This is a genomic window from uncultured Maricaulis sp. (genome assembly GCF_905480005.1).
GTDB lineage: Bacteria > Pseudomonadota > Alphaproteobacteria > Caulobacterales > Maricaulaceae > Maricaulis.
Window position 1 is genome coordinate 1 of record NZ_CAJQOO010000045.1, and the last position, 9422, is coordinate 9422.

Here is a 9422-nt window from a genome sequence, read left to right on the forward strand (position 1 = left end):
AGCGGCATGGCAGGTTTTCCGTCAGATGGTTTTGATCAGAGGATATTATAGGTGGCACCGGCCAGGCCGACCGGCCAGCGCCCACGCGCGAAGAGTCGCCAGCGTGCAAGGAAGGGGTGAGGCGGCTCGTCATCCTCGGCCTCGGCCAGGATAACGAGGGCGGCGCCATTGGCGGCCTGGGCAAGCGCGCCTGCGGCGGCGTTGACCAGCGCCATGTCTTCCACATCGTCCATTGCGGCGGCGTCCTCAACGATGTCCCGGGAGCTATCGCTTGTTTTCTGGGCGACCATGGAGAGCGCAGCCGCAACCGCTTCCTCGTCGAGGCGTTCCAGCACGCGTGAGACCAGGCCTGTGCGCAGCATCTCCTCGGCTTCCCAGCTGACCGGGTCGCGATCGAGGGTTTCTGCGGCGCCTGCGGCTTCTTCCCAATCGGACAGGACCGCGGCCTCGGCATCGGGGAATCCCAGCCCGTCCAGATAGGCGCGGGCCAGGAATTGCTCGCGCTCATCCAGCGGCTCGCCGAGGCGGGCGAACCAGGAATTCGAGTTCAGGCTCTCGGCAAAGGCTTTCGCCTTGTAGAGCAGCGGGATTTCTTCGAGCAGGCGCGGGATGTCCGCGTCATCGGGATCATCATGGAATTGCATGGGGCGTATTTAACCCTCATTCCCGCCGCGCAACAGGGGCATAGGTGCGTGTGATCAGGTTGAACCCGGCCTCAAACGAATTGCGCCCGGTCTCGAGGGGGAGGAGACCGGGCGCAAAGCCATGCGCTTGTCTGTTCGAGCGCAGCGCCGGGAGGGGATCAATCCGGCGCGACTGAGATCGGGATCCGCAAGCGGGGGGACGACGCCGATCCATTGCCTCTCAGTCAGCGTTACAATAACGCCACAGCGTTCAGACTTTTACAAATAAAAAATGAGAAAGGAATTGCGTGTGTCGAAAAAGCCTCAGCCTGTTAACGGCCGCGTCGGGAATTACGCCGGTCTTCCGGCTCCGGAATAACGAAGAGACGTGGATTGAGACGCATGCCAGACTGCATGCCCGTCAGGCTCACTCGCGTAATTTCCCCCAGTGCATCAGTGACATACCATTCCCGAAGCTCATAGCTGGGTTCAGCAAAGACGAACATGATTTCGCCTTCCATTTCCTGCGAGGGGTCGCGGAGTGTGAGATACAAAAAACCGAACTCGCGCTCCATGGAGACTATGGCCGCGTCGGATTCAATGTCGATTTCCGGCTTCAGAAGCCACCAAAGCGGCGTCGAGCGCAGAGGAATCCGATCGATGGTTTCCAGGGCCTGGTCCTCGACCGCGACCGTCGTGCCATCGGCTATGATGCGTAGCGGGTTGGGCTCATCATAGTCCAGACGCAGTCGGCCAGGCCGTGACAGGGCCAGGTCGCCCTCGGCAAAAGACCCGTCCGGCGCGATCTGGATGAAGCGCGATTGCAGCGTGTCTACCGAATTCAGATAGGTATTGATCCCGGCCAGGACCTGATCCCGGTCGGTTACCGGTCCGGATGTCTCCGGCGGCGCCTCGCTCGACGCCTCCGTCGGCTCAGATGGCGGATCGGTCGGAACCGGGTCGGTGGCCTGCAGAAGGGCCAGGGAAGCAAGCAGTGTGATCATTCCGCCAAGCTGGCCCGGGATTGCGGCGTGAGCAAGACCTCGATGTTCATGTCGCGCTCAGCCGCAGCCCCTGTTTCAGTCGCCACTGGCGTCAGGGTAGTGGATCTCATAGGCGGAGAGCTGTGAACTTCGCCAATGCGGGGCAAAAATGAAACGACCATCCGGAGTTCCACCGATCGAGTTGAGCATGATCTCCTCACCCTCATACCCGTCGAGCACGGTCAGGCCGAGAGCGTCTGACCAATGCAGGAGGCGTCCACGAAGATCGCTCAGCACCAATCCGCCACGGCCGTCCGTCACGACTCCATCCAGCGAACCCTCATTCTCGAGGAGCACGGTCAGCTCCAGCGTGTACGGATCGATCCGGATCAGGCGGCCTTCGCCACTTGAGCTGACGACATAGACCGCGCCATCGACATATTCGACGCCATTGGCCCCGGTGAAGCGGTCATCATTGAAAACCTGCTCCCACAGTCCGTCAGTCAGTGTGTAGAGCGCGCCGCCACGCGTGTCCGTGATCCAGAACCGGCCGCTCGGGTCGATGGCGATATCGTTGAGCACGACATCATCATGGGCGAAATCCCAGCGATCGAGCTCGGCACCGGTTTCAAGATCCATCGCCACGAGCGTCCGGGCGGCTTCGATCATGAAGAGGCGGCCATTGGCAGAGACAATGCCGAGCGGGCTCACATAACCCTCGACCCAGCGCGCCTGCCATTCACCGGTCACGAGGTTCAGCCGAGAGACATAACCCGAAGCCTCAGCCTCATCGGTTTCGCTAACCGGCCCCTGATTGCCGATATAGGCCCAGTCACTGCCGTCCGGCACATGCACGGCCTCCGGCCGGGTGACGGAGTCCGTGCGCCATAATTCTGTCGCCGTCGGTCTGTCCTGAGCGTAGGCGCTCGCGCCAACTAGCGCGATGCCAGCGGCCAACAAAGTTCTTTTCAAGATGATTGTCCCTCAACACCGCCCCCCGGCACCCGCAAGCTTGCAGACGGACGCGGTCCCGGCCAGTCACGAACCGGTGAGGCCTGTATCAGGCGTCGCCATGCTCCGGCAGGTAGATCTCGCGGCGGCCGGCATGGTCGGCGGGGCCGATCATGCCTTCTTCCTCCAGCCGCTCGATCAATGTCGCGGCGCGGTTATAGCCGATCTGGAGCCGACGCTGGATATAGGAGGTCGAGGCCTTGCGATCGCGAGCCACCACGGCCACGGCCTGGTCGAACAGGGCATCGCCACTGCCCTCACCGTCATCCATGCCGGGCAGGCCGCCCTCATCATCCTCGCTGCTGGCGGTGACCGCTTCGAGATATTCCGGCGCGCCCTGTTTTTTCAGGAAGGCCGCGACATCCTCGACCTCCTTGTCCGAGACGAAGGGGCCGTGCAGTCGGCGCAGACGGCCGCCCGATGCCATGTAGAGGAGGTCCCCCATGCCCAGCAGCTGTTCAGCGCCCTGTTCGCCAATAATGGTGCGGCTGTCGATTTTCGAGGTGACGGAATAGGAAATCCGGGTCGGGAAGTTGGCCTTGATCGTGCCGGTAATGACATCGACCGAGGGGCGTTGCGTCGCCGTGACCAGGTGAATGCCGGCCGCCCGGGCCATCTGGGCCAGTCGCTGGACGGCGCCCTCGATTTCCTTGCCGGCAACCATCATCAGGTCGGCCATCTCGTCGATCACGACAACGATATAGGGCATTTTCTCCGTGGAAATGGTCTCGGTCTCAAAGACCGGCTCGCCGCTTTCCTTGTCATAACCGGTCTGGACGGTGCGCGAGAGCTCGTCGCCATTGGCGAGAGCTTCGGCGACGCGCTCATTGAAGCCGGCCACATTGCGAACGCCAACCTTGGACATGCGCAGATAGCGGCTCTCCATTTCCCGGACGGCCCATTTCAGTGCGACCACGGCTTTCTTCGGATCGGTCACCACCGGGCTCAAAAGGTGGGGAATGCCGTCATAGACGGAGAGCTCCAGCATCTTCGGATCGATCATGATCATCCGGCAGTCTTCCGGCGGCAGGCGGTAGAGCAGGGACAGGATCATGGCATTGATGCCAACCGATTTGCCCGAGCCGGTTGTCCCGGCGATCAGCAGGTGCGGCATGCGGGCGAGGTCGGCGACAAAGGGTTCACCGCCAATCGTCTCGCCGAGGGCGAAGGGGAGCTCCGCCTTGGCGTCCTCAAAGGCCTTGGAATTGAACAGGGCGCGGAGAAAAACCGTTTCACGCTTGGGATTTGGCAGTTCGATACCGATCGCATTGCGACCCGGCACGACGGCCACACGGGCCGCCATCGTGCTCATGGACCGGGCGATATCATCGGCCAGATTGATCACGCGAGACGACTTCACGCCCGGCGCAGGCTCGAATTCATAAAGGGTGACGACCGGGCCCGGGCGGACCTGGACGATCTCGCCCTTCACGCCGAAATCCGACAGAACGCCCTGAAGCAGTTCCGCATTCTGGCGCAGGGCGAGCTCGTCGACGGCGTCATTGCGGACGCCCGGCTTTGCAAGCAGGTCGAGGCGTGGAAGCTTGAAGCCCTCACTGCGTGCAAAGGGCAAGGCCCCCTGGGCCTCGCGGACATCGCGGCCTGACGCCTTGGACTTGCGCGATGGCGCGACCTTGACGGCCGGATTGAGCGGCGCGGTGTCGGGCTCACTGGCACGGGCCGCCGCCGGCACCGGGTCGGCTTCCGCCGCGCGCATGGCGCGTTTCAGTACGGGTTCTTCGCGCAGGTCTATGTGATGATCATCCTCTTCATCATTGTCAGCGTCATCACGACCCCAATTTCCAAGGCGTCCGCGAAGCTGATCCAACCAGACCCGCAAGGTCGCCCAGGCGAGGCCACCGGCGTCCACGGCATGGGTAAGATCCCGGGCACGCAGTCCGAAGGTGAAAAAGATCCCGGCAATCGACAGCAGGAGTGCAAATCCGGCTGCCAGCACAGCCGGGGCCGGCAGATCGAGTCTGGCTGGCAGCGAGGCCAGGGATGTCAGGGCCGCATCGCCGATCACGCCACCCAGGCCCGGCGCCAGTGGCCAGGCTTGCGGCACGGGCAGTGCGGCAACAGCTGCGGCGAAACCGGTCGTGCCCAGCGCAGCGAAGAACCAGCGGAAGACCGCGACCGACCCGCTGCGCGGCTGCGGTGTCCGCCAGATCAGGATGCCGCCCCAGATGACCAGGGCGATGGCGGGTCCGCTAGCCGCCCAGCCAAGCGCCTGCAGAAAAGCGTCGCTGGCGGTTGCGCCCGGTCGTCCCATCCAGTTTCCGATTTCGCCGTCGGACGCCACATTCCAGCTCGGATCGAGCACATTGTGGGTCAGCAGGGAGACCATCAGAAAGACACCGGCAGCCAGCATCAGGCTGCCGAAAACAATATCGGCCAGACGCAGACGCCACCGCGGGGTCGGCCTGGCGGCAGACTTGGGGCTCTTGGCTTTGCGGGTCGAGGGTTTGCGGCTCATCCTATCGTCCTAACGCTGCAAGTCTTCCCGGGCGGTAAACAGAGGTTAACAGCGCTGCGACGCTCTGGCCGCTTTTCACCGTCAGCAAAGCGCCTATTCTGCACCGATGATGAAGTCAGCAGAATTTGATGGCGATGTTGTGATCGCCGGTGGCGGCCTGGCCGGTATGACCCTGGCCCTGGCGATGGACCAGGCCGGGCTGAGCGTGGCGCTCGTCGATGCCCTGGAGATCGAGGACCAGCTGGCGCCGAGCTTTGATGGCCGTGCCTCGGCTCTTGCCTACACGTCCTGGCGCATGTTCGAGGCTTTGGGCGTGGCCGAATACCTCAAGCCGCATACCCAGCGGATCGAGCATATCCTGGTGTGTGACGGGCGCCCCTATGGCGGTGACAAGCCCGGCGGGCCCGGGCCGAATACACTGCATTTCGACCGTCGGGAAATTTCCGAGGGCGATGATGGCGAGCCGCTTGGCTGGATGGCGGAAAACCGGCATTCCCGCTTCGCCCTGATCCAGGCCATCAAGGCCCGGCCGGGCATCAAGGTGTTCGCGCCGGCACGCGCTGAACGGCATGAGAAGCGCGGTGACGGGGTCGACCTCTTCCTTGAGGACGGGCGTTATCTGTCCGGTCAGCTCCTGGTCGCGTGTGACGGCAAGTTCTCGCGCCGTAGACAGCAGGAAGGCATCCGGACGGCCGGCTGGCAATACGGCCAGAAAGGACTGGTCGCAACGGTGCGCCATGCCGAACCGCACAAGGGTGTGGCCTATGAGTATTTCCTGCCATCAGGTCCCTTTGCCATCCTGCCGCTTCCGGACAATCGTGCCTCGCTTGTCTGGACCGAACCGAATGCGATCGCTGACGCGCTGAAGGATGCCCCGGAGGCGGTCTTTCAGGAGGAGCTGGAAAACCGTTTCGGCGATTTCCTCGGCGATGTGCGTCCGGAGGGACCGCGTTTCGCCTATCCGCTGGGGCTGCGCTATGCCGAGCGCTTCTGCGAAGAACGCGTCGCCTTCGTCGGCGATGCGGCGCGCGGCATTCACCCGCTTGCCGGACAGGGCTTCAATCTGGGCATTCGCGATGCCGCGGCCCTGGCCGAAGTGGTCGGTGAGGCCCGTCGTGTCGGGCTTGATATCGGAGCCCTCATCACGCTGCGACGTTATGAGGAGTGGCGTAAATTCGACAGCGCGATGCTGGCTGCCGGAACGGATGTGTTCAACCGGCTCTTCTCGAATGATATCGAGCCGATCCGCCAATTGCGCGGCCTTGGCCTGTCCCTGGTCAACAAGATCGGCCCGGCCCGACGTTTCTTCATGCGCCAGGCCGGCGGTGAGACGGGCGATCCGCCGCGCCTGCTCAAAGGGCAGCGCCTTGATGCGGCCTGACGGACCGGTTTCCCGTTCGCGTCGCGATCAGAACGGGTTGAGCGTGTACTCGTCCTGCTGAAGCAGGGCATGAGCGGTCATCGCCGAGAGCGCCATTTCAACGCCCGGCAGAAGGTCTTCGCGCGAGACATCGTAATAGGCTGCGCTCTGACCGCACACGATCACCCGAACGCCGTGCTCGAGCAGGGTCGCGACCAGATCGGCATTACCGGCGGCGGTTGCGCTTGCGACGTCATCGACGGCGCCGCCGTGAATGACGATGGCGAGGTGGAGGTTTTCGGCTTCGACCCCGTTGGCGACATGCATGTTGAGGAAGCGGGCTGCGCTGGTGAGGGTTCGATTGAGACTGCCCTCTTCCGACCCGGTCGCGGTGTCGAAGGCGACCTTGAAGGTCGCGCCTTCCGGCAAGGCGGTCGTCAGGTCAATGTCAGCAATCTGGCCGTATTCGGTGATCAGGGGGCCGGGTCCGAAATCCTCCGGTCCGGCGAGCGCCGGCGCGGCAGCGAGCGGGAGTGCGAGGCTCGCGACGGCAAGCAGGGTGCGGCGCGCATGGCGCGGGTAATTGGCAGGCAACATGAAGCTCTCCGGATTGATCAGCGCCAGATTAGCGAGGTCCGGGTCACTTGTCCTGCCGCTCTCCGATGCGAAATCAGCGTGCGGCTTCGCCGAGCGCGTAAAGATAGTCCCAGGTGAAAATCCCGCTGTCATGGCCATCGTCGAAAGTCAGGCGGACGGCATAGCGCCCGACCGGCTCGGCGGCGGTGATACCGACATTCTCTTTACCGGTGACGATCTTCTTTTGCCCGGCGCCATGGCCCTGGACTTCCGCACTCGGGCTTTCCACGCGCAAGGTCTCGAACGGGATGGAGAATGTCTCCCCGTCGTCAAAGCGGGCATGAAGGGCCTTGTCGGCGCTTGAAAAATCCAGTTTCTCGGGCCAGGGGCGTGACATGCTCAATCCTCGATCCGGCGGGCTTCGTCGGGCAGCATGATCGGGATGCCGTCACGCACCGGATAGGCAAGTCCGGCGCCCCTGGAAATCAGCTCGTGCGCGTCACGGTCATAGTGCAGCGTCTCGCGGGTCACCGGGCAGACCAGGATTTCCAGGAGTTTCGGGTCGATGTCGCGGGTTTCGGCGTCGCTCATGGACATTCTCCTCAGGAAAACAGGATGGCGGACAGGCGGCGACGACCCTCGCGGGTCACCTCGGAAGCCGGGCCGGCTGCATCAAAGACTTTCAGGAGCAGGGTCCGTGCGGCCTGCTCATTCCATTCACGATCAAGCGCTGTAATGGCGATCAACTGATCGACCGCTCCCTTGTGATCACCGGTCGCGACGAGTGCTTCGGCGAGTTCGTATCGCGCCTGGAAATTGCCTGAGTCCGCCGCAACGGCCTGACGCAGGGCAGCCGTTGCCGCATCGTCTGCCGGGGCACCTGTTGCCAGCTCCAGCGCGGCGCGCGCGCCATCAATGGCGGGATCATCTGCGCGATCCTCGGGAATTTGAGCGAGGATCTGACGGGCCTTGTCGGTATCGCCAGCCTTCAGCCAGACACGCACAAGCCCGGCAATGGCGCCGGGATGCCCCGGATCTGATTGAAGAATAGTGCCGAAGTCCTGCGATGCCCCCTGCAAATCACCGGTCTCGATCGCCGCCAGGCCGCGTTCGACCATGGCGCGGATCTCGGTTTCGCTGGGCCCCTTGCCGGAGATGCGACCAATGAAGTCCTTGATCTGGCTCTCCGGCAGCGCCCCGGTAAAGCCGTCGACGGGCTGACCATTCTTGAACGCATAGACGGCCGGGATGGATTGAACCCGCAATTGCTGGGCGATGCCCGGATTCTCGTCAATATTGATCTTGACCAATTTGACGGCACCGCCGGCATCGTGGACGCATTTCTCGATCATCGGGCCCAATTGGCGACAGGGGCCACACCAGGGGGCCCAGAAATCCACAATGACGGGCACGTCCTTGGACGGTTCAACCACATCCTGCATGAAGGTGCGATCGGAGGAATCGCGCACCAGGTCGTCATTGGCCGTGTCTTGTCCGTTGTCGCCGCCGATAAGGGTCATGCCGGTTTCCTTGTCATTGCCAGGGTCATTGCCGGGATCTGTGCCGAGGTCTGTACTGACTGCCTAAGTGGCCTCTGGGGAAGGCGGATGCAAGCGGTCACTGCGCCGCATCGGCCGCCGCAGGGAGGGCGTGGAAGTCCAAAACCTCCGGTTCGTGGCCTGTATCGCGCACAAAGCGGACAAGGTCGTCCGCTGCAATTGCGGTGGTCGCGTTATTCGAGAGCGGATGGAAATTGACGATATCATGCGCCATCAGTGCGGAATCCAGAACAAAGCGTACCCGGGCATGCGGGTCATTCATGAGCGCAAAGGCTGTCACCGAGCCCGGCGTGACCCCCAAGGCCTCGAGCAGGAGTTCGGGCTTGGCAAAGGACAGGCGACCGCAGCCCAGGGCCGTGTGCAACCTGTTGATCCGGATTTTTGTTTCGGCAAGGGCCGAGACCAGAATGAGGACGCCTTTCTTGTCTCGCAGGAACAAGTTCTTCGTGTGCCCCCCGGGCATGTCATCCTTCATCCCTGCCCCTTCAGCGACGGTGAAGATGGGCGGATGCTCATGGGTGTTGTGGGCGATGCCCAATGCGTCGAGACGGGCAAACAAGTCTGTGTGGCTGGCTGTCATGACCTTGTTGAAGCGCGGCTGCAGCCCATGTGCAAGAGGACGGAAACAGACGCTTGCAATCTTCGGTGCTTTGCGCGATATACCCCGCTCCCCGGCCGGGCCATGCCCTGCCAATCGTGAGCGGGCGTAGCTCAGGGGTAGAGCGTCACCTTGCCAAGGTGAATGTCGTGAGTTCGAATCTCATCGCCCGCTCCATTATTCCAATGACATAACGATCATCGAATTCTGGGTCGCGAAGCTTCCCGGCACCCTTC

Annotated in this window: 10 protein-coding genes and 1 tRNA gene; 2 read left to right on the forward strand and 9 right to left on the reverse strand. The window is 62.8% G+C overall.

The window, feature by feature from the left end; translation table 11 throughout:
- Positions 1-35: 35 nt before the first annotated feature.
- The 4 genes from QZ266_RS05475 to QZ266_RS05490 form a co-directional block, all read right to left on the reverse strand.
- Positions 36-644 (reverse strand): hypothetical protein, encoded by a 609-nt coding sequence (locus QZ266_RS05475; protein WP_295692370.1) that lies wholly within the window; start codon positions 642-644, stop codon positions 36-38.
- Positions 645-955: 311 nt separating this feature from the next.
- Positions 956-1627, reverse strand: a complete 672-nt coding sequence (locus QZ266_RS05480) for an outer membrane lipoprotein carrier protein LolA (RefSeq protein ID WP_295692373.1) — start codon at positions 1625-1627, stop codon at positions 956-958.
- A gap of 75 nt (positions 1628-1702) precedes the next feature.
- Positions 1703-2461: a hypothetical protein gene (locus tag QZ266_RS05485; RefSeq protein ID WP_295692375.1), complete on the reverse strand. Its 759-nt coding sequence runs from the start codon at positions 2459-2461 to the stop codon at positions 1703-1705.
- Positions 2462-2666: 205 nt separating this feature from the next.
- Entirely contained in the window at positions 2667-5093 is a 2427-nt protein-coding gene (locus QZ266_RS05490) for a DNA translocase FtsK 4TM domain-containing protein (RefSeq protein WP_295692378.1), read from the reverse strand.
- A gap of 106 nt (positions 5094-5199) precedes the next feature.
- Here QZ266_RS05490 and QZ266_RS05495 point away from each other — a divergent pair, with 106 nt between their 5' ends.
- Positions 5200-6474: a UbiH/UbiF/VisC/COQ6 family ubiquinone biosynthesis hydroxylase gene (locus QZ266_RS05495; protein ID WP_295692381.1), complete on the forward strand. Its 1275-nt coding sequence runs from the start codon at positions 5200-5202 to the stop codon at positions 6472-6474.
- A gap of 27 nt (positions 6475-6501) precedes the next feature.
- Here the strand turns inward: QZ266_RS05495 and QZ266_RS05500 are convergent, their stop codons facing one another.
- The 5 genes from QZ266_RS05500 to QZ266_RS05520 form a co-directional block, all read right to left on the reverse strand.
- Positions 6502-7050 (reverse strand): DsrE family protein, encoded by a 549-nt coding sequence (locus tag QZ266_RS05500; protein WP_295692385.1) that lies wholly within the window; start codon positions 7048-7050, stop codon positions 6502-6504.
- A gap of 73 nt (positions 7051-7123) precedes the next feature.
- Entirely contained in the window at positions 7124-7426 is a 303-nt protein-coding gene (locus tag QZ266_RS05505) for a DUF971 domain-containing protein (protein ID WP_295692388.1), read from the reverse strand.
- A gap of 2 nt (positions 7427-7428) precedes the next feature.
- A complete protein-coding gene (locus tag QZ266_RS05510; protein ID WP_366523917.1) occupies positions 7429-7620 on the reverse strand; it encodes a Trm112 family protein in 192 nt (63 codons plus the stop codon).
- 11 nt (positions 7621-7631) lie between these two features.
- Positions 7632-8549: a thioredoxin gene (gene trxA / locus QZ266_RS05515; protein ID WP_295692391.1), complete on the reverse strand. Its 918-nt coding sequence runs from the start codon at positions 8547-8549 to the stop codon at positions 7632-7634.
- A gap of 97 nt (positions 8550-8646) precedes the next feature.
- The gene (locus QZ266_RS05520; RefSeq protein WP_295692394.1) at positions 8647-9168 is read right to left on the reverse strand and encodes a prolyl-tRNA synthetase associated domain-containing protein; all 522 of its coding nucleotides are present in this window, start codon (positions 9166-9168) and stop codon (positions 8647-8649) included.
- A gap of 120 nt (positions 9169-9288) precedes the next feature.
- Between QZ266_RS05520 and QZ266_RS05525 the strand changes: the two genes are divergently transcribed.
- Positions 9289-9363 (forward strand) — tRNA-Gly (locus QZ266_RS05525).
- Positions 9364-9422: the final 59 nt, after the last annotated feature.

Excerpts from the sequence above, each read along its gene's own strand:
- QZ266_RS05505 (WP_295692388.1), bottom strand. The coding sequence starts at position 7,426 with ATGTCACGCCCCTGGCCCGAGAAACTGGATTTTTCAAGCGCCGACAAG.
- trxA (WP_295692391.1), bottom strand. The coding sequence starts at position 8,549 with ATGACCCTTATCGGCGGCGACAACGGACAAGACACGGCCAATGACGAC.
- QZ266_RS05480 (WP_295692373.1), bottom strand. The coding sequence starts at position 1,627 with ATGATCACACTGCTTGCTTCCCTGGCCCTTCTGCAGGCCACCGACCCG.
- QZ266_RS05510 (WP_366523917.1), bottom strand. The coding sequence starts at position 7,620 with ATGAGCGACGCCGAAACCCGCGACATCGACCCGAAACTCCTGGAAATC.
- QZ266_RS05500 (WP_295692385.1), bottom strand. The coding sequence starts at position 7,050 with ATGTTGCCTGCCAATTACCCGCGCCATGCGCGCCGCACCCTGCTTGCC.
- QZ266_RS05490 (WP_295692378.1), bottom strand. The coding sequence starts at position 5,093 with ATGAGCCGCAAACCCTCGACCCGCAAAGCCAAGAGCCCCAAGTCTGCC.
- QZ266_RS05475 (WP_295692370.1), bottom strand. The coding sequence starts at position 644 with ATGCAATTCCATGATGATCCCGATGACGCGGACATCCCGCGCCTGCTC.
- QZ266_RS05495 (WP_295692381.1), top strand. The coding sequence starts at position 5,200 with ATGATGAAGTCAGCAGAATTTGATGGCGATGTTGTGATCGCCGGTGGC.
- QZ266_RS05520 (WP_295692394.1), bottom strand. The coding sequence starts at position 9,168 with ATGACAGCCAGCCACACAGACTTGTTTGCCCGTCTCGACGCATTGGGC.